We start from the raw sequence: 24,058 nt of genomic DNA, 5'->3' as shown, positions 1-24,058 counted from the left end.
TTGCCTAAAGTCAGTTTAGAACGATATCGGGAGGGTTCTTTTGACTGCCAGTATTGGCGCAGTGTTACTTATGCTTTGCCTTTTTCAGGTCAAGCACATGTTCGCTGACTACTACCTCCAAACACCGAAAATGCTCTCTGGCCGAGGCGAGTATTTTCACTTGGGACGCGCGCAGCACGCAGCAGTACATGTTGCGGGCTCTGTCATCGTGTTTGCCGCGTTTGGCGCTCCGGTATTGTTCATCCTGATTGTCGGACTGCTTGAATGGGTCATTCATTTCAATATCGATTTCTTGAAAGCTAGCTATTCAGACAAGAAACAGCTTGAGCCGACGCAGGCCGCGTTCTGGCGTGCAGCTGGGTTAGACCAGTGCCTGCACAACCTGACTTATGTGGCGATGGTCTGGGCCTGGGTGACTTTCGCGGCAACGTAGCTCGTACCAGGATATGCCGTCCGATGCGCAGCCCAGAAGCTATGCGCCTATCCCTCGGCCGGTCATAGCGAGGCAAGCTGTTAACCTGCCCCACTCGACTTTGATCGATGCCAAAACCCGACTAGCCCAGAACCGAAAAACTGCTTTCCTCATTGATCGGGCGCTTGCGTGAGTAAAAGCCCACGTCGATGGTCCGTTTAATATAAGGCAGTTCGAATTGCAGCGGTTCCGCGTCGTGATCCGCTCCGCCTTCGCAATATGCGATCAGGGCTGCCATCATCTTACCCGCAATCGGTGCATTCTTATACTGGTTCCCGCTGGATCCGCAGGCCATGTAAAACCCCGGCAGGTTGGATTTGTCATAGATCGGAATCCAGTCGGTTGAGGCATCGTAAAGGTCAACCACACCACGCGTTTTCGATGGGATGCCAAGGGAAGGCACGCGCTGCGCATATCGCATGGCCTGTGTGGTCCATTGATCCGTGAATTCGCGGTTGTAGGTGACGTCATCCTCGCACCATTGATGCGGATCACACTCCGGATCCTCTGATCCCACAAGGATGTGATTGCCGTGTTCCGGGCGGCAATAGCAGGCAATGTCGCTGTCCGAGACGATGGTTCCGTCGTTTTCAAAGTCGAACCCTTCCGGGGCAGGGACATGTACGACCTCTTGCCGCAGGGGGCGGGTTTTGATGGTCATGTCATCCAGAACGCCTGCCATCCCATTGATGATAGCCGAGCCCGGCCCGGCCACGTTCACGACAACCCTTGCGCGTATTTCTTCGCCTGAGGCAAGTTTTACACCGGAAACACGTCCATCCTCGGTCAGGATCTCGGTTACTTCGGCACTGGTGCGAACCTCGGCTCCGTGCTGTTTGGCAGCATCCATCAGGTTTTGCGCCGACAAGGCCGGGTCGGTGACATACCCCGCCTGAGGCCAGTACACTCCACCCGACATCTTTCGCCCGTTGGGCTGGCCGAATTCCGGGTCATCCATGCGGCGTGCCGGGGCAAAGCTGTCCAGCGAATAAACCGGCAGGCGTTCAACCACTTTATCCCCCGACCATTCTTCGAACGGGCAATCCAGTTCTGATGAATTGCGCATGTGCTTTTCCAGCATCCCGTTCGCCTCGGTCTTCATAACCAGGCAGCCGGTTTCCCTGAACTGAGCCAGATTGGCCCCCTCCGCCAGTCCAAGATAGTCAGCCCAGTCGCGCCAGTAATGATAGCCTTCCCAGGCAAACGCCGTTCCATCGAAGGTGGAATAATGCATCCGGATGATCGCGCAGGACCCGGCGGTTGAACCGTGTCCAACCTGTGTGTTGCGATCCAGAGACAGGGTTTTCCAACCCGCCTTGGACATTTCGAACGCGATGGCCGCGCCGATCACACCGGTACCGATGATGATTGCGTCTGGTTGACTCATGTCGGGTCTCCTTTCCAGTAGCGCCGGGAATATGCGCTGAATTCTTCAACTTCTTCGGGTTTCGGTTCAACGCCCGTAAAGGCGTATAGGTAATGCGGCACCATCGAGATCCGCGTCTCGAAGGGTTCGTTCAATTGTGCCAGATCATATCCGATCTGCATGTAATACAGCACGCGCGCACGTGTTTCGGACTCAATCTCGGAATAGCCGTATCTCGCGAACATCGCGTGCAAAGCCTCAAGCCGCCGTGTGTCTGATTGGTCCAGCGCACGGCGTACTTTGCCCGATTTACGCGCCCAGTCGCGCACGGCAAAATCCAATGCGGTGTCAAACAAATCCGTGTTGACCACACAACGATGCACGTTGCAGACCGCGCCCGTTATCGTGTCGGCTGGTGCTTCGGCCTGTTTTACAAGCGCAACCGTATTGGTCGCCTGCCACCGTGCCAGCAGTGCATCCAAAAGTTCCTGTCTGGACTTGAAGTACCAGTAGAAGGATGAACGTGACACAGCCATCCGCTCGGCCAGGTTAAGAACCTTGATCTGGTCCACCCCGTCCGAAATCAGCACGTCCATCGCCACGTTAAGCCAGTCGTCGCGGGTGACTTTGATATTGCCGATCAGGGGCTCGGCTTCGGGATCGTCGCGGTGAAGGATAGGTTTGTTGTTCATTCAACTCTCCGGTGGCGCCCCGCCCTCTGCGGTGCGGCGTGCGATAAAGTCCTGCAAGGCACCAAAACGATCATTGTCTATGGCGGGGGCCTTGAAATCGTTCAGGATACCCTGCCAAACCCCCGTTGCACGTTGGTTGGCATCCGTCGATCCTCGCTCGGTCCATGTGCCGAAATTGGCGTAGTCATGGACATGCGGTTGATAGAACTCGGTGGTGTAGCGCTCCATCGTCTGGGGGCAGGCAAAGAAATGACCGCCGGGCGCGACCTCACTTAAAGCGTTATCAAAGCCGATCTCGGCAGGCCCCGCCTGCGCGCCTGCGCAAAGCTCGGCCACCATGTTCAGCACCTCGGCATCACAGACCAGCTTTTCGAAGGATACGGTCAATCCCCCTTCCAGCCAGCCCGCTGAATGAATGATCACAGTCGCGCCGGCCATCAGGCAACCCCAGAGGCCAAACTGGTTTTCATTCGCCGCTTGCACGTCGTTGCTGTTTGACGCCGACCCTGCCGCCGACCGCCAGGGCAGGCCAAGGTGACGCGCCAGTTGGCCTGCGGCAAGTGACGCCTGAAAATGCGAGGGCGTCCCGAATGCAGGTGCGCCGGATTTCATGTCCACATTGCTGGTGAACGTGCCATAACAGACCGGAGCGCCCGGTCTGGCCAACTGCGTCAAGGTCAGCGCGGCAAGCGCCTCGGCATGGGACAGGGTGATTGCCCCCGCCACGGTGATCGGCGCCATCGCCCCCATCAGAGTGAACGGAGTGATGATCGACATCTGACCGTGGCACGCAAAGTCGATCAGCCCTTGCGCCATGGGAATATCCAACGTGCGCGGGCTGTTTGTGTTGATGATCGTGTAACAATGCGCGTTGCCACGAAACTCATCATCCGACAGACCGCGCGCCGTGGACAGCATCTCAAAGCAATCCATGACCTGCGGCGTGCCGCGCGAGAAGAGGAACGGGAACTTGTCGGTTAGTTCCATCTGCGCTTGTGTCGTGAAGTAGTGGCGCAAATGCGTCGGTACATCCTGAGGTTCAACCTGAGGCGAGATCATCTGGAACACATCGAAATGATGGGTGAGCTTCAGAAACTCCAGATAATCCTGACCTGTCGCCGGGCGACGGCCACGTTCCAGATCGGTTGCGTTCGGCGCGCCTGCTCCCGGTTGAAAAACCAGTGAACCCAGTTCCAGAGTGAAATCCCGATGCCGCGAACCGGCGCGACAAGCGATAGATTTGGGGGCCGAGGCAACGGCAGCCTCAACCATCTCGCGCCCGATAAAGACCATTTCACTGCCTTCATCCACACGCGCGCCACCCTGCTTGAACAGCTTGCGCGCCTCGGGAAGCAGGGTCTTTACACCCAACTCCTCGAGCGTACGCAACGCTGTCTCGTGCATGTCCGCAATCTGGTCAGCCGGGAACACCTCCATCAAAGGGAAAGGGTTCCTGAGCTGGCGATAGTTCACGTCGCGGCTGGGCTGCGGGGCAGCCTCGCCCCCTCGCCTTCGGCGTCGTCGGTCCGGAGAGGCCACGATCAGCCCCGCATCGCTTTGCCCTGAGGGTCGTAGGGCGACGGTGCAATTACCCGCGCCGGACATTCCACCCCTACGACATGGACAGACAGTTCCGTACCCGGGTCCACCTTGTCACGGTCAATCAAGGCCATTGCCAACGACTTGCCGGTATAGTGCCCGTAACCGCCTGAGGTCACAAAACCCACGCGTTCACCATTGGCCGAGACCGGCTCATACCCGCTGGCATCGGCGTCCAACGCATCGATTTCCAGTGTCACCTGCACGTGCGCCGGGCCATTGCCATCCCGCTCGGCCAGAGCGGCCTTCTTGCCGATGAAATCCTTGTCCCAGTCGATCCAGCGATCCATGCCGGTCATGCCGGGTGTGTAAGCCTGCGTGAACTCTGCCGACCAGATGCCAAAGCTTTTCTCAAGCCGGGTTGACAGCATCGCATTGAAACCGCACTCGCGGATACCCTCTTCTGCACCGGCTTCCAGCAAAATGCGGCGCAGCTTGATGTGATCGCCATAGCGGCAGTTGATTTCATACCCTTTTTCGCCGGTCACCGACATACGAGCCACGCGGGCACGGACGAGACCGATGTCGAAATCACCGCAGCCCATGAATTTCAGACCCGAGATATCCTGTTCGGCCAATTTTTCGACCACCGCCTGCGATTTTGGTCCGACCACGGCGAACCCGCAATACTCCTCTCCCAGGTCGCGGACGGTGACCCCATCCATCATATGATCGTTGAACCATCGCATATGCCAGGCGCGCAGGTAATAGCTGCCCATGATCCACCAGGTGCCATCGCCCCAGTTCAACACGGTCAGATCGCCTTTGAGCCGCCCATCCTCACCCAGCATCGGCGCCAGTTTGGCACGACCCGGGGCGGGCAGTTTCGATGCCATAACGTTATCCAGCCAAGCCTCGGCATTTGGGCCCGAAACCTCAAAGCGGGAAAAACCCGTGATATCCATCAGGCCCACGCCCTCACGGATGGTCCTGCATTCAGCGGCCACGATGTCGTGCGCGTTCGAACGTTTGAGCGTTGGCGTTTCCTCGAACCCTTTGGGCGCGAAATACAGCGGCACCTCCAGATCCCAGCTGACACCCCATTTGCATCCGGCCTCGGTCATCGCGTCATGCGCCGGAGCCATCTTCAGCGGGCGACCCGCAGGCAATTGCTCGTTCGGGTAGGTCATCACAAAGCGGCGCGAATAGAACTGGCCAGTGGTTTCACGAATATACCGCTTGTTCTGTGCGAAATCACCATAGCGCGCCACATCCATCGGCCATGCATCCGCTTCGGGCTCACCATGGATCATCCATTCGGCCAGTGTTTTCCCAACGCCACCACCTTGCAGGAACCCGGCCATCACCGCGCAGGCGGTCCAATAGCCGCGCTTGCCCGGAACCGGACCAACCAGCGGGTTACCATCCGGTGAGAACGTGAACGCACCATTGACCCATGTCTTGATGCCCACGTTCTGAATCGACGGATACCGCTCAAAGCCCAGCGTCAGTTCGTTCTCGATCCGGTCAAGCTGTTCCTGAAACAGTTCCTCGCCATAGTTCCACGGCGCTCCGTCCATCGCCCAGTGTTCGTGATCGACCTCGTAGATCCCCACCAGAACACCCTTCTGGTCCTGCCGCATATAGGTGAATCCTTCGAGGTCCACAGTCATCGGCATCTCGAAATCCGCCTGCGCAACTTCTGGCACAGTGTCTGTGATCAGATAGTGGTGCTTCAACGGTGAGACTGGCAACTCTACCCCGGCCATACGCCCAACCTGCTTGGCCCAGAGCCCGGCCGCGTTGACCACATGTTCACAGGTGATCGTGCCCTTATCGGTCACAACCTGCCAACCATCATCTGTCTGGATCAGCTCTTCGACCTTGGTTTCCTCGTAATATTCGGCACCACGTTTTCTGGCCGCAGTCGCATAAGCCTGAACAGTGCCTGTCGTATCGATATACCCTTCGCGATCCGCCCACATCGCGCCCAAAACACCGTCGGTTGACATGATTGGGCAGCGTCTTTGTGCCTCTTGCGGGGTCAGCAGCTCGCAATCATCAATGCCGATTGACTGGAAGATGCGGTAATTGGCCTGCAACCACTCCCAGCGTTCAGGCGTACCGGCCAGCGTCAGACCACCGGTCATGTGCAAACCGATATTCTGGCCCGATTCTTTTTCGATCTCACTCAGTAGGTCAATTGTGTAGGCCTGCAACGAGGCCATGTTCGGATCCGCGTTCAGGGCATGGATGCCGCCCGCTGCATGCCAGGACGATCCCGATGCCAGCCGCCGCCTCTCCAGCATGACCACATCGGACCAGCCGAATTTGGCCAGATGATACAGAACCGAAGCACCAACGACGCCCCCACCAATGACCACTACGCGATATTGGGATTTCATCCCGACCTCCCTGAACAGAATCTGAGAAGACGCTAGTGGCACTGTTCAGTTCTGTCTAGACATTTATGTACAGTACGGAATGCGAGAACTCTGCCGAATGCTTTGCAAACCTAAAGCTGGGCGCTTGGGCGGGCTTTCACGCTTTCAAACCAAACCTGCGTGTTCGTATTGCCGTCCGGTATCCGCATCTTAATGACGCGCGCGAAATCGACAAAAACAAAAGTGGATATATCCGCCAGAGTGAATACATCGCCCGCAACATACGCGCTTTGCATCAACCGCGCCTCCAGCAGTTCAAAAAATGACGCAACCCGCTCGCGCCCACGCTGCGCCAGTTCGGGGATCTGCGCATGATTAACCGTGCCGGGAATAGCACGGTCTTTGAACGCCGGATGGCTGTTGCGTAAAGCTTCAGCGATGGGCGCACCGCCCTGCTGCTCGGCAATTGCGTTCCACATCAGGACCAACCCTTTTTCATCAGCGGTCCGGCCCATCAAGGGCGGCTCGGGGAAACGCGCTTCAAGATACGCGGCGATGCCAAGATTTTCAGTCAGGACTGCGCCGTCATCCGTTACCAGAACCGGGATTGTGGCCCGGGGGTTCACTGCACGAAACTCAGTGCTCAACTGCGCGCCCTCAGCAATCGAGATTTCGTGCGTTTCGATGTTCAACCCTTTTTCCGCGATGAACATGCGGGCACGGCGCGGGTTTGGGGCCGTAGAGCAATCGTAGAATATCATGCAGGCCCCTTCTCTCTGGTCAACGCCGATAGATGAAACAGCGCCCTTCGACGGCACCCTCGGGCAACGGCATTTCCTCCAGCGCCTCGAAATACATCCGGTCACTTGAAACCATTAATCCACCCGGTGCCAGCAAGGGCTCGATCAACGGGGAAACAAGCCGCGCAAAGATGTCGTTCTTTTCGCGATTATGCCCCCCAAGGTCTGCATGAATCAGGCTTGCTGTCGGTCCAAACCTGTCGACCGCCGCTGGCAGCGTCTCGCGCACATCCCCCAAGATCACCCGATCCTCGGGCGGGGTTGAATCAGGGTGCGAAGCCACCGCGCGTTCGAACACAAAGACAGGGCGTCCATCGATATGCTGCACAAGATGATGATAGGTGCGCCCATTGCCCAGACCCAGTTCAAACACCGGGCCAGCCATGCCTGCCGTTTGCGCAATCGCGTGATCCAGGCAGGCGCGCTGCGACACCATACGATCGATAAACAAGTCCAGACGGCTTTGATTCTCGGACACTGGCAAATATCTCCTTGATACCAATCGAAAGCATAGGTGCCCCCGACGCCGCCTTAGATGACAAATTCTCAAGACTTTGTGTAGCGACGAAGCCCAAAGTTTCACATTTTCGCGACATTTCAGCCCAAGAACGGGTTTGACTAGACAGGCGGAACCGCGCGACACTGACGAAAAAATCACGGGGAGTTGAAACGACCGATGTCACCAAGCGGCCAAACGGTTGGAAAACCTGCATGAGAGCGTTGTTGTCTGTCAGAGACCTCAGCATCGGCTTTGGTGCGGGAAGTTCAGTGGTCACGGATGTGAATTTCGATGTCAAACCAGGAGAAACCTTGGCGCTGGTCGGTGAATCGGGATCGGGTAAAACCATCACGTGCCGGGCCGTCTTGCGGATTCTGCCGCGAACGGCCCAGATACGCAGCGGCACGATAACTCTGAATGATTCCAAGGGCACATGTAACCTGACAGCTGTCTCCGAGCGGGAAATGCGCGGCATTCGTGGCAATCGCGTTTCGATGATCTTTCAGGAACCCATGCGATCGCTGTCACCTCTGCACAAGATTGGGAATCAGGTCAGTGAAGTCCTGTGGCTGCATCGCGGGCTATCTGAGTCTGAGGCGCGCAAAAAGGTCCTGACGCAGTTCGAGCGCGTGGGCTTTCCAGATCCGCAGCGCGCCTATGACTCCTACCCGTTCGAACTGTCGGGCGGAATGCGCCAACGCGCCATGATTGCGATGGCAATGGTATCCAAACCCGAACTGCTGATCGCGGATGAGCCAACCACCGCGCTGGATGTGACCACGCAAGCGCAGGTTCTGGGACTGATCAAGGAATTGCAGCGCGAGACCGGCATGGCGCTTATTCTGGTGACCCATGATCTGGGCGTGGTCGCCAACATGGCCGAACAGGTTGTGGTCATGCACAAGGGCCGCATCATGGAGGCTGGCCCGGCCGCACCAATCCTGACCTCCCCCGCACATCCATATACCAAACAACTGTTTGATGCGGCGCCGGAAATTCCAGACCAGGATGCTGTGGGTATACCGATGCCGGACGACGATCTGATCCTTCAGATGAAGGGTGTCTCCAAAACCTACACGATGCGGTCCAGCAAAGGGTGGCAGGCCGACAAGGAAATCTATGCGTGCAAAGGGGTCGATCTGAATTTGGCACGCGGCAAGACGCTGGCCATTGTCGGTGAAAGCGGATCAGGTAAAACAACAGCCGCGCGGATCGCATTGGGTGCGGAACTGCCCGATCCCGGTGGAGAAGTCCTGTTTCGCACCGTGCCGAATGCCGATCCTATCACAGTGCACAACATGACCCGCGCCCAGCGCACGGCGTTTCAGCGCAATGCGCAGATGGTGTTTCAGGATCCCTACAGCTCGCTCAGCCCGCGGATGCGCATTCAGGACGCGATGACCGAGCCGTTGGAAATTCACCGTATCGGAACAACGGCCGAGCAGCGCGACAAGGCCGCCGAGATGTTGCAGCGCGTCGGCCTGACAGCCGACATGCTGAAACGCTATCCACACGCCTTTTCGGGGGGCCAGCGGCAACGTCTGTCGATAGCCCGCGCCATGATGCTCGATCCACAGCTCATCGTGTGTGACGAACCCACCTCGGCGCTGGACGTATCTGTACAAGAGCAGATTCTGACCCTGCTGGAAAATCTACAGGACAGCCTGAACCTGTCCTATCTGTTCATCTCGCACGATCTGGCTGTGGTCGCGCGGATCGCCGACGAAGTTGCCGTGATGCGTCGCGGCCTGATCGTCGAGCAAGCACCCCCCGAAACTCTTTTCTACAATCCGCGCCACCCCTACACCAAAGCGCTGATTGCCGCTCAACCCGAACCCGACATCAATCGCCCGATCGACCTGCAAGTGGTTTCCTTGGGCGCCGGCGCGCCGGACAGTTGGGATGAAGCCTTTCGTTTCTCGGACACCGTGATACCCTCATTGGTGGAATTGGAACCGGGCCATAAGGTACGTTGCCATGTTTAAGACCACTCGCCCCCTGATCCTGGCCGCTTCGCTGGCGCTCATCGGGATGCTGCCCGCCACGGCAGAGACAATTCCGACGCCGCAGGAAAGCGCGTTCTGGAACGCGGAAGTAGAAGCGGGCAATCTGCCACCCGTTCAGGAGCGCCTGCCAGCGGACCCGCTGATTGTAGATCTGGCAGCAAAGGGTCGCGAGTTCGGCAAACAGGGCGGCACCCTGCGCACCATGATCACGCGGTCCAAAGATATCCGCCAGATGGTTGTCTATGGCTATGCCCGGCTGGTCGGTTTTGACCAGAACTATGAGATTATCCCCGATTTGCTGGCGTCGTTTGAAAACGAAGACGGCCGCAAGTTCACCCTGAAACTGCGCGAAGGGCACAAATGGTCAGACGGTTCTCCGTTTACGTCGGAAGATTTCCGCTATTGGTGGGAAGACGTTGCCAACAACAAATTGCTCAGCCCGTCAGGCCCGCCGGATTTTCTGATAGTCGAAGGCAAATCACCCACCGTTACCTTCCCGGATGAAACCACGGTAATTTTCGAATGGGAGGACCCTAACCCGGGTTTTCTACAATCGCTGGCTCAGGCACGACCACCCTTTATCTATCGCCCAGCAGCTTTCCTGAAACGATATCACGAGAAATATGCCGACCCCGAGGAACTTACCTTTCTGGTCGACGATGCCCGCGTCAAAAGCTGGGCCGCGCTGCACAACAAGCTCGACAACCTGTACAAGTTTGACAATCACGAATTGCCCACGTTGCAGCCGTGGCTGAACGCAAGTTCCGGCAAGAAAATCCGCCACAATTTCGTACGTAACCCCTATTACCACCGTATCGACAGCCAAGGGGTTCAACTGCCCTATATCGACGTGGTCGAGCTGGAGATCGTTGCCCCCGGTCTGGTCGCTGCCAAAACCAATGCAGGGGAAAGCGACCTGCAAGGCCGGGGTCTGGATTTCCGCGACGCTTCGATCCTGAAAAAAGGCGAAGCGCAAGGCGGCTACAAGACATTGCTGTGGAAAACCGGCGTTGCGTCGCAAATCGCGATCTATCCGAACCTCAATTTCGAGGATGACGTCTGGCGCGATGTGCTGCGTGACGTCCGTGTACGGCGCGCCCTGTCCCTTGCCATCGACCGCGAGACAATCAACCAGGCTTTGTATTTCAAGCTTGCGCATCCCGGCGCAATGTCGGTTCTGCCTGCCTCGCCCTTTTATGATGAGAAGAATGCCACCGCATGGGCCGGTTACGATGTCGGCCAGGCCAATGCGTTGTTGGATGAGGTCGGCCTGACCAAGCGCGACAAGAACGGTATTCGCCTGCTACCGGACGGGCGCCCTATGGAGCTGGTGATCGAAACCGCTGGCGAGCGGCAAGAGGTTGAAAACGCCCTTCAGATCGTTACTGACACCTGGCGCGAGATCGGGGTCAAGCTGGTCATGCGCCCATTGGATCGCGATATCCTGCGCAACCGGGTGTTTGCAGGTAACTCGATGGCATCGGTCTGGTATGGATGGGATGACGGTATCCCGCAGGCGCACACGTCCCCGGCGTACCTGGCACCGACCGATCAGGTCTTCCTGGCCTGGCCAAAATGGGGCCAGTTTTATCAGACAGGTGGTGAAGCCGGGGAAGCCCCCGACATGCCCGAGGCAGAACGCCTGATGCAACTGGCCCATGACTGGGAGGTCGCAACTACCGATGACGAACGCAAGGAAGTCTGGACTGAGATGCTGAGAATCCACGCCGACCAGCTTTTTGCCATCGGTATCCTGAACGGAGCACCCCAACCGATTGTCGTGTCGAACCGTCTGCGCAATGTGCCGGAACAGGCCATGTGGGCATGGGAGCCCGGTGCGCATTTCGGCGTTCACCGCCCGGACGAGTTCTTTTTCGCCGACTAAGCAGGAGCAGCTAAATGGTCATGCTGCGCTATGCGGTGTATCGCTTTTTCACGATGCTGCTGACATTGTTGGTAGTCTCGGTCTTGATTTTCATAATCATCAACCTGCCGCCCGGTGATTACCTGAGCAACCAGATTGCCGAACTTCAGGCTTCGGGCCAGTCAGCAGGTGTCGCCAAGGCCGAGTTTCTGCGCGCCGAGTACGCTCTGGATCGCCCCATGTGGGAACAGTACCTGATCTGGGTGGGTTTCTGGCCGGGACCGCACGGATTTTCCGGTCTGATCCAAGGCAATTACGGCTGGTCATTTGAATTTGACCGGCCTGTATCTGAAATTGTGGGCGACACGCTTTGGCTGACGGTCGTCGTCAATCTGGCCGCCATCCTGTTTGTATATGCCGTTGCCCTTCCATTAGGTGTTATTGCAGCGGCGCGATCACGGACATGGATTGATTATACCTCGGCCTTTGTGGGTTATCTGGGGTTGGCGACCCCAAACTTCCTGCTGGCCCTGATCCTGTTCTACTACGGGCATCGGTATTTCAACCTGCCTATCGGCGGCCTGATGGACCCGCAATTCGAAGGTCAGCCGCTGAGTTGGGACAAGATGAAATCCATTCTCATCCACCTGATCGTTCCGACTTTTGTTATCGGAACCTCGGGCGCATCGGCTATGATGCAGCGCCTGCGGGCAAATATGCTCGATGAACTGGGTAAGCCTTATGTGGAAACAGCCATTGCCAAGGGTATGGCCCCATCGCGGATGCTGGCGAAATATCCGTTGCGCGTGGCATTCAACCCGTTCGTTGCGGATATCGGTAACCTTCTGCCATCTATGGTGTCGGGATCGGTTCTGGTGTCAGTCGTTCTGGGCTTGCAAACCATCGGGCCGACTTTGCTGACAGCATTGAAAACGCAGGACCAATTCCTGTCCGCGTTTATCCTGATGTTTGTCGCGCTGCTGACGCTTATCGGCACGATGATCTCGGATATTCTGCTGGTGATGCTGGATCCCCGCATACGATATGAGGGGCGCGAAGCATGACCGATACTCCTGACAACCGCTACGTCGATGACGCGCCGTTTGATCCGCAGGCGTCGATACAGCAACTGGAACGCGCCGATCTGGATGCCCCCAACTGGGTGTTGGTCTGGCGCAAGTTCCGCACGCATAAGCTGGGTCTGATCTCGGGCATTTTCCTGCTAATGTGCTACCTGATGCTGCCATTTGCAGGCTTCATCGCGCCGTATGGCCCGAATGACCGGAACGGAGAGCATCTGTATGCGCCACCGCAATCTGTGAACTGGTTTTACGAAGGCGCCTTTATTGGCCCCCATGTTTTTCCAATCGTCGCCGAGGCGGATCTGGAAACCTTCCAGTGGAAGTTCGTCCCTGACACTGACGACCCGCGCCCGATCCGGTTCTTCTGTGAAGGGTCCGAATATCGACTTGCGGGTCTTATCAAGACAGACAGGCATCTTTTCTGCGCGCCGGATGGTGCCACCTTGTTCCTCTGGGGGTCCGACAGGCTGGGTCGCGATATCTTCAGCCGCATCCTCTATGGGGCGCAGCTGTCGCTGACCGTGGGGCTGATCGGTATTTCGGTGTCATTCTTTCTGGGTATCCTGTTCGGTTCGATGGCGGGTTATTTCGGGGGGCGCATTGACTGGGTCATCAACCGGGTCATCGAAATCCTGCGTTCACTGCCGGAACTGCCGCTGTGGCTGGCACTGTCTGCCGCCGTGCCATCGAACTGGAGCCCGGTTGCCGTATTCTTCATCATTTCGATCATCCTCGGCATCCTCGACTGGCCAGGACTGGCGCGTTCAGTTCGTGCAAAGTTCCTGTCACTACGCGAGGAAGAATACGTTCGTGCGGCAGAAATGATGGGCGCAAGCTCGGGCCGGGTGATCCGTAAGCACTTGTTGCCGAATTTCATGTCTCACTTGATTGCATCAGCCACCCTGTCGATCCCGGCAATGATCCTTGGGGAAACGGCGCTTAGCTTTCTTGGCCTGGGCCTTCGTGCACCAGCGGTCAGCTGGGGGGTGATGCTGAATGACGCGCAGAACCTCGCATCGATCGAGATCTACCCCTGGACGGCAATCCCGATGCTGCCGATTATCGTGATCGTACTGGCCTTTAACTTTCTAGGTGACGGATTGCGCGACAGCCTGGACCCTTATCAGCAATGAGCCTTCTTGCCACCCTTCCCGCCGCCGACCGATATCGCAGGGTCGGCACTGGCGCTCTGCCAAGTGCTTTTGCCGTTTCCGAACTGGCGACGGCCAGCTTTGCAGCCGTTGGGCAGGAAATGGCCCGGCTTTTGCAGGCGCTGAACCTGACCCAGAAAGCACCCGAGATCGCCGTCGACCATCGGCTGGCATCGTTGTGGTTCGGCTATTCCTTCAAGCCCGACGGCTGGGAGATGCCAAACCTGTGGGATTCGGTCGCGGGGGATTACAGGGCGTCAGATGGCTGGATCAGGCTGCACACCAACCTGCCGCGCCATCGCGCGGCAGCGATGAAGGTTCTTGGCACCCCGCCAGAGCGTGAAGCTGTGACAAAAGCCGTCAGAACCCGGACCATATCCGATTTGGAAACCGATATTGTGGCCGAAGGCGGTGTGGCCGCTGCCATGCGCAGCCGGACCGAGTGGCTTGAACATCCGCAGGGCCGCGCTGTATCGCGCGACCCGTTGATTGGCTGGCAAGGCCCCCGGTACGTCAAGCTGCGCGAGAGGCCGCAGGCAACCTCTGCAAGACCTCTTGCCGGGTTGCGGGTTCTTGACCTGACACGCGTTCTGGCAGGTCCGGTATCGACACGCACATTGGCCGGTTTCGGGGCCGAGATTTTGCGGATCGATCCGCCCGGTTGGGACGAACCCGGCGTGATCCCTGACATTTCACTAGGCAAACACTGCGCTTATCTCGATCTGAAATCGACCAACGACATGGAACAGCTGCAAGAACTTCTGCCCCAAGCGGATGTATTCGTGCACGGGTACCGGCCCGGCGCTTTGGACGCACTTGGCCTGACCCGCGCCAAGCGCGATGAACTGGCACCGAACAGGGTCGAGGTGACGCTGAATGCCTATGGCTGGCAAGGCCCCTGGTCGACCCGGCGCGGGTTTGACAGCCTTGTCCAGATGAGCGCGGGAATCGCGCATGCGGGCATGGAGTGGGCTGACGCCGACAAACCGACGCCATTGCCGGTACAAGCTTTGGACCACGCAACCGGCTACCTGATGGCCGCCGCCGTTCTTTCTGCTCTGGCCGAAGCCGCGTCGGGCAATTCCATCATGCATGCGCATCTGTCCCTTGCCCGCACCGCCGAGCTATTGGCGGTTCTCGGCAAAGACAACGTCGAGGCAGAGACCATTACTCCGACGCCCACGGATTACTCCCCTGCGACAGAAGCTTCGGGCTGGGGACCGGGGCACCGCCTGAGACCAGCCCTCAGTCTCGGTGACGCTGTGCTGCAATGGGATTTGCCCGCTTCGAAACTGGGCACATCCGAACCGGTCTGGCCCTTCACTTCCAACTGACCCAACCGCCGCGCGAAACGCGCGGTCGGACCTCACGCTGTCGGTGGCACCTCATCCGAGGCGCAATTCAGAGCGGCGGAAGGCCTTGCTAACGGTCGTCGCCGCCCGGTCCGATATCGTCCAGATAATCCTCGTCAATCGCAGTCTGAACAGCCCCCGCTACGGCTTCACGCTGTTTTGGTGTCAGGTCTTCCGCCTCTTTCCCATCTGCTAATCTTACAGTGACTTCGCGATGTGCAAACTTGATCCCTTCGCGCGCGAACAACTCGCGTATGTCCTGATAGACCTTTTTGCGAACCAGCCACTGATCGCCCGGTTTCGTCATGAACTTGACCCGGATGATCATCGCCGAATCTTGCATCTCGATCACGCCCTGCGACTTCAGCGGCTGGATGAAATTGTCTCCGATTACAGGATCGGTCAACAACTCCTGTCCCAGTTTCTTGATCAGTTTGCGGACCTTCTCGACATCGGTGTCATAGGTCACGCGCAGCGGCAGCTTCATGATTACCCAATCGCGCGAGTAGTTGGTCAGCACTTTGATCTCGCCAAAGGGAATGGTGTTCAGCGCACCCAGATGGTGGCGCAGTTGCATGGACCTGACCGAGATTTTCTCGACCGTGCCTTTCACATCCCCAATGTCGATGTATTCTCCTTTCCGGAACGCATCATCCAACAAGAAGAATGCGCCGGAAAAAATGTCGCGCACCAGCGTTTGCGACCCGAATCCCACGGCCAGACCAACCACACCGGCACCCGCAAACAGCGGGCTGACATTGATACCCAGTTCCATCAGGACTATCAGAACGATTGTAACCACTACAACGGCCAGAATTGCGCCCCGGAAAAGCGGCAACAACGTTGCCAGACGGCTTTGCCCGCCTTCGCCACCTTCGTCGCCCAGTTCAACCTCGGTGCCATCGTCGGATTCTTCAGCGATTTTGCTGTCGATCCAAATCCGAAAGAAGTGAAACAGGATGTACCCGATGAACAGGACAACCATCACATCCAGCGCACGTTCAACCGGCAGATCCTCGCTCCAGTCTGCGTTCGGATACCATATCACGACAAGCGCATAAGCCCCGAGCACGAAAGCCAGAATTCCGGCTACCCGGCGGGCCAGGTCTTCATAAGTCAGAAGATGCTGCTTCGGTTGTTCGGGCTCGGGTATATCCGTCGTCCCGACGCCTTCTTCCGCTGCGGCGGCTTCCCCGTTTATTTCGCTAATCATGCGCGAGCGGTCAAAATACCGCTCCAGCAGATAGTTCATTGCACCATAGGCCACGACCACGGACATGAAGATCAGATAGCTGCTTGCAATCAGCGGCAGCGGCGTCGGATGCTCCAGCGCCAGATCAACAGCCAGACGGAACCAGCTGAACACGACATAGATGATCAACGCCGGTGCCCAGCCGAAAGACACAAACCGCAACAGCCATGACACCTGTTCGGATGCCCGCCCACCCCGGATCGCGTTCGAGATTGCACGGGCGTTGAACAGGATCATCAGTATGTTGCCCAGCGCGCCCAGCATTGTCAGACCGCCATACACCATGGCGTAGACGTTGTAGTTCAGTCCAAAATCCGCGACCCAGGTAGAAAACAGAACGACCGAAATGTCATAGGTCGCCAGCACGGACGCCCAAATATACAGCCTGCGCGCATTCTTGTCCGAAAAGGGCGGTAATCGATATTGGCTCAGATAAGGTGACAGGACCATGCGCCAGAGGTCCGACACCGTGCGCGACAGGAAAAAGGCCGTAAAGATTGCCGTGATCGTGAACTGGACCGAGATATCCTCGGCCTCGCCAAAGATCAGATACCCGACGATCAAAGCCATGATCATGGCAAAGACCGTGGCTCCAATCCCCATCAGGAACCGGAACAGCAGGAACGGCATCTTTTCCCGATACCCCTGTGGTTCGTCCTTGATCCGCGCCACCACCCAGCGGCGCGCGAACCGCTTCCCGTATATCTCGATCGACAGCCACCGCCCAAGTAACAGGAACAGGATGTTCCAACCCAACACCTCGACATAGGTCTGAATTCGGCCATCCGGGCTGGTCTGGCGCAGGATGTATTGTACTTCAAAAATAGAATAGGGCAGCGCCTCGAGCCTCGATTGCATCGACTCACGGAACTTCGAGAACCGCTCTTGCGCCTTCATCAGTTGCGAACCGTCACCCATTGGGTTGCTCGAATCGCTGTCTGCGCCCTCCGAACCTGCATCCTTTCCGCCTGCCGTTGTCACAACCTGACCGGCACTGTCGATGACAATGACACTTGCGCCCGCATCGCTGGCCGCGCGGATTGCAGCGGCCAGATCACTTTCCTTGTCGGCCTCGGACGAACTGCCCGACCCTGAAGGATATCCGGGAATCAAGGATGACTGCGCCAATGCACCAGTGGAAATGCTCAGGAAAATGGCCCAAAACGCCAAAAAAAATGCGGCCAGAAAGTTATTTCGCATTGGGTCGTGCATCCAGTTTTTGCCGATATTGGTCAGATTACAGAAGCGTTTCAAGCAGTTCAAATACTCGCATCGAACCGTCTCAATATCGTGTTTGGACGTGTTCTTGGCGCACTCTGATGAGCGCAGGTGTTTTCAATCTTTCAATAATTGAATATGACCAAGCAAAGGTTTCTGGTCGGCCTCGATTGTCTTCATCGTTCTCATTAGGCGATCTTGTCTGGCGGTGGTGCGATATGTCGCGAAACAGTCAATACGCTGTTGCCAAATCGCAATGCTTGAAACATTTGCAAGTGCGCAAATCCGCCTTTGGCAAGCGTGGGATTGAAATATACAGTAACGCTTGCGAACGCGCGGATTTCGCTCTGGGATCAAGAAGACGGGCAACACTATGAGCCTTGGCACAACCAATTCTAAACCGGACCGCGCGCCGCGTATCCTGTTTTACAGCCACGACACGTTCGGTCTGGGGCATTTGCGCCGGTCCCGCGCCTTGGCTGCGGCAATCACGCAGGCGGATCCAAGCGCCTCGGCGCTGATCCTGACGGGTTCGCCCGTGGCAGGCCGTTTTACCTTTCCCCGCCGCGTTGACCATGTGCGCCTGCCCGGTGTGACCAAGCGCGCGGACGGATCGTATGCCGCGCGCACAATCGGAATGGGGATCGACGAAGTAACCGAATTGCGCGCGGGATTGATCCAGACTGCGGTTCAGCAATTCGACCCCGATGTGTTGGTCGTCGACAAGGAACCGACAGGGTTCCGGGGTGAGCTGTTGCCGACACTGAAATACCTCGAACGCCATTGCGGAACGAAACTGGTTTTGGGCCTGCGTGATGTGCTGGACGAACCCGAAGTGCTGGCCGCCGAATGGGCGCGCAAAGAAGCCATCGAGGCGACCGAGCGGTTCTATCATGAGATCTGGGTTTACGGATCGCAATCGATCTACGACCCGACGCAAGGCTTGCCGCTAAGCGCGTCAGCGCGATCCCGCATTCACTGGACGGGATATCTGCGCCGCGACCTCGGCCCGGTCGGTGAACCGCCTCAGCAACCTTATATCCTGATCACACCCGGTGGCGGTGGCGATGGCAAGGCACTGGTCAACCTGGTCTTGTCCGCCTACGAGAAAGATCCAGACCTGTCGCCGCGTGCTGTGCTGGTCTATGGCCCGTTCCTGTCGGGTGAATTGCGCAACGATTTCGAAGCACGGGTTGCCGCATTGAATGGTCGTGTAACTGCGGTTGGGTTTGAATCGCAGATCGAAACGCTGTTTGCCGGGGCCGAAGGCGTGGTCTGCATGGGCGGCTACAACACGTTTTGCGAGGTCCTGTCCTTTGACAAACGGGCCGTCATCGTTCCACGCACCACACCCCGTCTGGAACAGTGGATACGGGCCTCACGCGCAGAAGAGCTGGGGCTGGTCAAGATGCTGGACGAACAACGCGACAGCCTGACACCTGACGCAATGATCCGTGCCATCCGCAACCTGCCGCACCAATCAGTGCCGTCGCAGGCCATCCAAAGCGGATTGCTGGATGGTTTGGACTATGTCACCGACCGCATTGACAGCCTGCTGACACGGGAACAGAAACGAGCCACTGGATGAACTCGGCCTCTCCCAATCTGGCGGTTGTGGTCAAAGGCTGGCCGCGACTGTCCGAAACATTTATCGCGCAGGAACTTGTTGCCTTGCAGGAAGCCGGGCACCGATTTGACATCTGGTCCCTGCGCCATCCAACCGACACCAAACGTCACCCTTTGCACGACCGCTTCTCGGGGCAGGTTCGCTATCTGCCAGAATACCTGCATGAAGAGCCACAGCGGGTGTGGGCGGCCCGCGCTGCCGCCCAAGCCCTGCCCGGCTATGCCGAAGCCTACAAGATCTGGCGGCACGACCTGCGCCGCGACCCGACGCCGAACCGCATCCGCCGGTTCGGGCAAGCATGTGTTCTGGCCGCCGAGTTACCCGCCCAGACGCAGGGGCTCTATGCCCATTTCATGCACACCCCCTCGTCGGTCGCCCGATATGCGGCCATCATGCGCGGTCTGCCATGGAGCTTTTCTGCCCATGCCAAGGATATCTGGACCTCACCGGATTGGGAAAAGCGTGAAAAGCTGCAGGCCGCAACGTATGGGGCCGCTTTCGGGGCCACCTGCACGGCAATCGGCGCGGAACACCTGCGCAGCCTAGCTGATGACCCCAACCGCGTGGAGCTTATCTATCACGGTCTGGACCTGTCGCGCTTCCCCGAACCGCCAAAACGCAGGATACGCGCCGCTGGCGATCCGTTTCACATGATTTCCGTTGGACGACTGGTTGAAAAGAAGGGCTTTGACCGTCTTATTGCGGCCTTCACACTGCTGCCGGAAAACCTGAACTGGCATTGGACCCACATTGGCGGCGGGGGTCTTGGGGACACGCTACGGGCGCAGGCGCGCGCTGCTGGTATCGCGAACCGCATCACCTGGAGGGGGGCCTGCGATCAGCCGGAGGTGATCGAAGCCATGCGCAGGGCCGACCTGTTTGTCCTGCCCAGCCGTATTGCTGCGGACGGGGATCGTGACGGATTGCCGAACGTGTTGATGGAAGCCGCGTCCCAGCTATTGCCGATCCTGTCGACACCGGTTTCGGCCATCCCGGAATTCATCCAATCCGGAACGCATGGCGTATTGTCTGATGACGACCCGGCTGCATTGGCTTCGGCCATTTCAGCTCTGGCCGCTGATCCGGAAACGGCAGCAACTATGGCGCGTGCAGCCTATGACCGTCTGATTGCAGATTTTCGAATGGACCCTGGTATTGCACGGCTGTCGGCACGGCTGAAAACCCTGAGCATGGAAGACGCGTAATGGCGCGGGTTGCGTTTTATGCGCCAATGAAATCCCCCGGCAGCCAGAAACCCTCAGGCGACCGCGAAATGGCGCGAAACCTGATGCTCGCCTTGGCGGCGCAAGGGGATAAGGTCGAACTGGCCTCGGACCTGCGCATCTATGACAAGAACGCGGACCGGGACCTACAGCAAACCCTTGTTCGCGCGGCTGAGAATGAAGCACAGCGGCTGAACGCCGAGTTGCCCTTTGATACAGATCTTTGGGTGACTTATCACAATTACTACAAAGCACCCGACCTGCTGGGCCCCAAGATCTGCCGGGCGCGCGGCATTCCGTATGTGCAATTGGAAAGTACGCGCGCATCAAGCAGGCTGAACGGGCCGTGGGCCGATTTCGCCCAAGCGGCGCATCAGGCGTGTGATGCAGCGGATATCATTTTCTACCACACAGCCAATGACCTGATTACGTTGGAACGGGACCGTTTTGGCAAGCAGGCACTGGTTGAATTGCCGCCATTTCTGCCTGAAGCCGTGTTGCCTGTGGCAACGACCGGGGACGGCCCCATGCTGACTGTCGGAATGATGCGGCATGGGGACAAGCTGGCGTCCTACCGGATTTTGGCCGAAGCCCTTTCGCACCTGACATGTGACTGGAACCTGAACATCGCGGGGGACGGTCCGGCGCGGCCGGATGTTGAAGCGTTGATGGTGCCGTTCGGAAGCCGCGTGCACTTTCTGGGCCAGCTCGACCGGGCGGCCTTGCAGAAAATCTACCAACACGCATCCCTGCTTGTCTGGCCGGGCGTGAACGAAGCCTATGGGATGGTCTATCTCGAGGCGCAGGCGACAGGCCTGCCCGTGATCGCACAGGACCGCCCCGGCGTTCGGGATGTGCTGGCACCTGCGGTTTACCCATCGGTTGATGCTGGGGCCAAAGGGCTTGCTGATCACATGCAAAACCTGTTGGAGGATACTGCGCAGCGCCGTGCGCTTGGGGCGAATGCGCGCAGCTATGTGGCACGGCGCCATCTTATGCCTCAGGCGACCGAGCGATTGTGGGCGCATCTACGGCCCTTGTTGAAGGATGTATCATGACCCGTCTTGCACTGCTTCGCCACGGGCATACCCACTGGAACCGCGCAGGGCGCATTCAGGGGCGCAGTGATATTCCACTGGATGACGACGCGCGGTCTGAACTGGCCGGGTATCGCTTGCCTGACCCATGGGCCGCCGCTGATATCTGGTCCAGCCCGTTGCTGCGCGCCAGTGAAACGGCGCGGATCGTGTCTGGGCGCGCAACGAAAACCTCGGACGCGCTGATTGAAATGAATTGGGGCGACTGGGAGGGGCTTCGAGGTGTCGACCTGATCGCCGATGAAACCAGCGGGTATCGCCATATCGAAGACTGGAGCTGGGAATTTCGCCCGCCTCACGGTGAAAGCCCTGCCGAGGTTTGGACCAGGCTGCGCCCCTGGGTGTCCGGACTGCGACAGGATACAGTCGCGGTCTGCCATATTGGCATCATGCGGGTCATTCTCGCCCAGGCGTGGGGTTGGGATTTTGATGGTCCCGCCCCCTTCAAGATCAAGCGCAATCGGCTGTATATCGTTGATATGGACACAATGACCGCAGACCCGGACCCCGTTCGCCTGATCAAACATGGGCCGATGCCATGAAGGTGATGATCGTTGTCACGCACCTTTTGGGAACAGGGCATCTAAGCCGGGCCCTGACGTTGGGCCGGGCGTTCCGGGATGACGGCCACCAAGTCATGGTCGTCTCGGGCGGGATGCCTGCGCCTCAACTGGACAGCAGCGGGCTAACCCTGTTCGGTTTGCCGCCACTCAGATCAGATGGAACCAATTTCACCCGGCTTCTGACTGAAAGCGGCGTCGAGGCTGACGCGGATTATCAGCGCGCGCGTGTGACAGCCATGGTGCAGGCGGTAAACAGCTTTCAGCCGCAAATCCTGGTAACCGAGCTTTACCCCTTTGGTCGCCGGTCGCTGGCAGCGGAGTTCGACGCGGCCCTGAATGCGGCACGGGTCCTGCCTCGGCCTCCGATCATCCTGGGATCGATCCGGGATATTCTGGCCCCGCCTTCCAAACCTGCCAAGGCCCAGCGGACAGAAGATATCGTCACCCGCTTTTTTGACGGCATTCTTGTTCACTCGACCGAAAGTGTCACACCGCTTTCGGTCAGTTGGCCGGTGTCTGACCGATTGGCGGAACGGTTGCATTATACCGGCTTTGTTGCGCCGGAACTGCCTCAACCGCATCCTGATGCCGTTGGGCAGGGCGAAATCCTTGTCAGTGCCGGCGGCGGTTCTGTGGGGCAACCGATCTTTCGCGCGGCCATCGAGGCCGCCCGCCAGATGCCCAACAGGTGCTGGCGCCTGCTGGTCGGCGGGACGGATGCCAAGGCGAGAATAGCCGAGCTGTCCCAAATGGCTGATGGAACCTCGGCAATTCTGGAACCCGTGCGCCCGGATTTTCGCCAGATGCTGCCCCATGCGGCTGCATCGGTCAGCATGTGCGGCTACAACACCGCCATGGATATTCTGCAAAGCGGAACACCCGCTGTTTTTGTCCCGTTCGATGATGGCAAGGAGGTTGAACAGGGGCTGCGAGGGCAAAGCCTTTCGAGTTTGCCAGCCATCGAGGTGCTTCTCAGCCGAACCCTGAGCGGGCAAGCGATGGCGCAGGCCGTAGAACGCGTCATTTCAGATGGACCCCGCGCACAGCAGGATTTCGGATTTGATGGCGCGGCCCAAACGGTGGAGATCGCCAAGCACCTGCTGGAGCGGCGTAAATGAACCCGGACTGGCACCCACTTGAGATCGAACTGACCCATTGGCATGCAGCGAGCCTGACGTTGCCGCTGTGGTGGCGAGACGATGACGCGATCGACCTGACACCACAGTTGGACCGGCTGTCCGATCTGGCCGCGCAGTTGGGCCTGCCGGTACATCTGGCCGTCATTCCCCACGCGGCAACCCCTGCGCTGGCCGACTATGTTACGCGCGGCGAAACTCTCATCCCTGTGGTCCACGGGTGGTCCCACAAGAACCATGCGCCCGCCAGTGAGAAGAAAGCCGAGTTTCGCCTCAACCGTCCGTTGGACGAGGTTGTTGCCGATGCCGCGGCAGGACTGTCACGCCTTGACGCCTTGTTCGGCAAAACCGTGCGGCCGATGTTTGTCCCTCCGTGGAACCGCATTGCACCAGAAGTCATCGAACATCTTCCGTCACTGGGATACCGCATTCTTTCCACGGCAACGCCCCGCAGAACGAAAATGGCGGCTGCGGGGCTTGAGCAGGTCAACACACATCTTGACCCGATTGGCTGGCGGGGTTCACGCGGTCTGATCTCTCCGGACCACCTGATCGCTCAGACAGTTAACCTCCTGCGGGACAGGCGCGAAGGCCGCGCAGACAACGCCGAGCCTTTTGGAGTATTGACCCATCACCTGGTCCATGATCAGGACATCTGGGCCTTTACCGAGGCGTTGCTGAAACATCTGCTGGCCGGTCCTGCCACACCCTGGGTCGCACCGAAGAACGAATGAG

19 protein-coding genes are annotated in these 24,058 nt (G+C 58.3%); 12 read left to right on the top strand and 7 right to left on the bottom strand.

Translation table 11 applies throughout. From position 1 onward, the window contains the following. The first annotated feature begins 70 nt into the window (after positions 1 to 70). Positions 71 to 433: a DUF3307 domain-containing protein gene (locus tag ACR0CE_RS12405; RefSeq protein ID WP_480488349.1), complete on the top strand. Its 363-nt coding sequence runs from the start codon at positions 71 to 73 to the stop codon at positions 431 to 433. 121 nt (positions 434 to 554) lie between these two features. Here the strand turns inward: ACR0CE_RS12405 and ACR0CE_RS12400 are convergent, their stop codons facing one another. The 6 genes from ACR0CE_RS12400 to ACR0CE_RS12375 form a co-directional block, all read right to left on the bottom strand. Continuing rightward, complete coding sequence (locus tag ACR0CE_RS12400) at positions 555 to 1,859, bottom strand: NAD(P)/FAD-dependent oxidoreductase (RefSeq protein WP_480484040.1); 1,305 nt, start codon at positions 1,857 to 1,859, stop codon at positions 555 to 557. Further along, complete coding sequence (locus ACR0CE_RS12395) at positions 1,856 to 2,530, bottom strand: TetR/AcrR family transcriptional regulator (RefSeq protein WP_480484041.1); 675 nt, start codon at positions 2,528 to 2,530, stop codon at positions 1,856 to 1,858. The genes ACR0CE_RS12400 and ACR0CE_RS12395 overlap by 4 nt, the downstream gene beginning before the upstream one ends. Next, on the bottom strand, positions 2,531 to 4,069 hold the full coding sequence (locus ACR0CE_RS12390) for a trimethylamine methyltransferase family protein (RefSeq protein ID WP_480832683.1): 1,539 nt from the start codon (positions 4,067 to 4,069) through the stop codon (positions 2,531 to 2,533). It abuts the gene before it with no gap. A gap of 2 nt (positions 4,070 to 4,071) precedes the next feature. Further along, positions 4,072 to 6,474: a GcvT family protein gene (locus ACR0CE_RS12385; RefSeq protein ID WP_480832681.1), complete on the bottom strand. Its 2,403-nt coding sequence runs from the start codon at positions 6,472 to 6,474 to the stop codon at positions 4,072 to 4,074. A 110-nt stretch (positions 6,475 to 6,584) separates the two neighbouring features. Continuing rightward, a complete protein-coding gene (locus tag ACR0CE_RS12380) occupies positions 6,585 to 7,214 on the bottom strand; it encodes a glutathione S-transferase family protein (protein WP_480774024.1) in 630 nt (209 codons plus the stop codon). Positions 7,215 to 7,233: 19 nt separating this feature from the next. Beyond that, complete coding sequence (locus ACR0CE_RS12375; protein ID WP_480585924.1) at positions 7,234 to 7,731, bottom strand: class I SAM-dependent methyltransferase; 498 nt, start codon at positions 7,729 to 7,731, stop codon at positions 7,234 to 7,236. Between the two features lie 233 nt (positions 7,732 to 7,964). On the opposite strand from ACR0CE_RS12375, the gene ACR0CE_RS12370 reads away from it, so the two are divergent. Genes ACR0CE_RS12370 through ACR0CE_RS12350 form a run of 5 tightly spaced genes read left to right on the top strand, consistent with a single transcriptional unit; the run spans position 7,965 to position 15,189 of the window. Further along, a complete protein-coding gene (locus ACR0CE_RS12370) occupies positions 7,965 to 9,737 on the top strand; it encodes an ABC transporter ATP-binding protein (protein WP_267363795.1) in 1,773 nt (590 codons plus the stop codon). Then, complete coding sequence (locus ACR0CE_RS12365; RefSeq protein ID WP_480832679.1) at positions 9,730 to 11,643, top strand: ABC transporter substrate-binding protein; 1,914 nt, start codon at positions 9,730 to 9,732, stop codon at positions 11,641 to 11,643. Before ACR0CE_RS12370 ends, ACR0CE_RS12365 begins: the two co-directional genes overlap by 8 nt. 14 nt (positions 11,644 to 11,657) lie before the next feature. Further along, complete coding sequence (locus ACR0CE_RS12360; RefSeq protein WP_480484048.1) at positions 11,658 to 12,686, top strand: ABC transporter permease; 1,029 nt, start codon at positions 11,658 to 11,660, stop codon at positions 12,684 to 12,686. Beyond that, positions 12,683 to 13,837, top strand: a complete 1,155-nt coding sequence (locus ACR0CE_RS12355) for an ABC transporter permease (RefSeq protein ID WP_480484049.1) — start codon at positions 12,683 to 12,685, stop codon at positions 13,835 to 13,837. The genes ACR0CE_RS12360 and ACR0CE_RS12355 overlap by 4 nt, the downstream gene beginning before the upstream one ends. Next, complete coding sequence (locus tag ACR0CE_RS12350) at positions 13,834 to 15,189, top strand: CoA transferase (protein ID WP_480832677.1); 1,356 nt, start codon at positions 13,834 to 13,836, stop codon at positions 15,187 to 15,189. The genes ACR0CE_RS12355 and ACR0CE_RS12350 overlap by 4 nt, the downstream gene beginning before the upstream one ends. An 88-nt stretch (positions 15,190 to 15,277) precedes the next feature. On the opposite strand, the gene ACR0CE_RS12345 is transcribed toward ACR0CE_RS12350, so the two are convergent. After that, on the bottom strand, positions 15,278 to 17,659 hold the full coding sequence (locus ACR0CE_RS12345) for a mechanosensitive ion channel domain-containing protein (RefSeq protein WP_480832781.1): 2,382 nt from the start codon (positions 17,657 to 17,659) through the stop codon (positions 15,278 to 15,280). Positions 17,660 to 18,050: 391 nt separating this feature from the next. Here ACR0CE_RS12345 and ACR0CE_RS12340 point away from each other — a divergent pair, with 391 nt between their 5' ends. The 6 genes from ACR0CE_RS12340 to ACR0CE_RS12315 are packed head-to-tail and all read left to right on the top strand — an operon-like array spanning position 18,051 to position 24,057. Continuing rightward, positions 18,051 to 19,265, top strand: coding sequence for a glycosyltransferase family protein (locus tag ACR0CE_RS12340; protein ID WP_480484051.1), 1,215 nt, complete (start codon positions 18,051 to 18,053; stop codon positions 19,263 to 19,265). Beyond that, positions 19,262 to 20,509, top strand: coding sequence for a glycosyltransferase family 4 protein (locus ACR0CE_RS12335; protein ID WP_480832675.1), 1,248 nt, complete (start codon positions 19,262 to 19,264; stop codon positions 20,507 to 20,509). Before ACR0CE_RS12340 ends, ACR0CE_RS12335 begins: the two co-directional genes overlap by 4 nt. Continuing rightward, positions 20,509 to 21,585 carry a glycosyltransferase family 4 protein gene (locus ACR0CE_RS12330; RefSeq protein WP_480832673.1) on the top strand — a complete coding sequence of 359 codons (1,077 nt, stop codon included), beginning with the start codon at positions 20,509 to 20,511 and terminating at the stop codon, positions 21,583 to 21,585. Before ACR0CE_RS12335 ends, ACR0CE_RS12330 begins: the two co-directional genes overlap by 1 nt. Continuing rightward, entirely contained in the window at positions 21,582 to 22,166 is a 585-nt protein-coding gene (locus tag ACR0CE_RS12325; protein ID WP_480559813.1) for a histidine phosphatase family protein, read from the top strand. The genes ACR0CE_RS12330 and ACR0CE_RS12325 overlap by 4 nt, the downstream gene beginning before the upstream one ends. Then, positions 22,163 to 23,305, top strand: coding sequence for a glycosyltransferase family protein (locus ACR0CE_RS12320; protein WP_480832671.1), 1,143 nt, complete (start codon positions 22,163 to 22,165; stop codon positions 23,303 to 23,305). Before ACR0CE_RS12325 ends, ACR0CE_RS12320 begins: the two co-directional genes overlap by 4 nt. Further along, positions 23,302 to 24,057 (top strand): polysaccharide deacetylase family protein, encoded by a 756-nt coding sequence (locus ACR0CE_RS12315; RefSeq protein WP_480832669.1) that lies wholly within the window; start codon positions 23,302 to 23,304, stop codon positions 24,055 to 24,057. The genes ACR0CE_RS12320 and ACR0CE_RS12315 overlap by 4 nt, the downstream gene beginning before the upstream one ends. The last annotated feature ends 1 nt before the right edge of the window (position 24,058 follow it).

The sequence above is a fragment of the Ruegeria sp. L11 genome (assembly GCF_056531755.1).
Note: the sequence above shows the minus strand (reverse complement) of the source record. Positions and strands in the feature narration are given on the sequence as shown.